This window comes from Thermus sp., from assembly GCF_056332225.1.
Genome location: NZ_JBWGQW010000262.1, coordinates 1 through 515 on the forward strand (window position 1 = coordinate 1; position 515 = coordinate 515).

The 515-nt window shown below is 68.3% G+C and carries 1 protein-coding gene; it reads left to right on the plus strand.

Going from position 1 to position 515, the window contains the following annotated elements; translation table 11 throughout:
- Positions 1–515: DNA polymerase (locus AC01Y6_RS11265; RefSeq protein ID WP_476671621.1), on the plus strand; the 515-nt coding region annotated here is incomplete at both ends.

A 515-nucleotide genomic window follows, 5' to 3' on the forward strand; every position in this document is an offset into this window, starting at 1 on the left:
GCGTCCATCCTTCCTGGCAACAGGTAGGGGCGGAAACCGGCCGCATGGCGTGCCGGAAGCCCAACCTCCAGCAAGTGCCGAGGGACCCCGCCCTGAGGCGGGCCTTCCGGCCCAAGGAGGGGCGGGTGCTCCTCAAGGCCGACTACGCCCAGATTGAGCTGAGGATTGCCGCCGCGATAGCCAAGGAGGGGCGGATGCTCCAAGCCTTCCGGGAGGGGAAGGACCTTCACGCCCTCACCGCGAGCTTGGTCCTGGGGAAGCCCCTGGAGGGGGTGAGCAAGGAAGACCGGCAGGTGGCCAAGGCCCTGAACTTCGGGCTCCTCTACGGGCTTGGGGCCGAGGGGCTGAGGAAATACGCCCTCACCGCCTACGGGGTGAAGCTCAGCCCCGAGGAGGCTCAGAGGCTAAGGGCCGCCTTCTTCCAAACCTACCCCGGCCTCAAGCACTGGCACCGTTCCCAGCCCGAGGGGGAGGTGGAGGTGAGGACCCTCCTCGGCCGCAAGAGGAGGACGGCC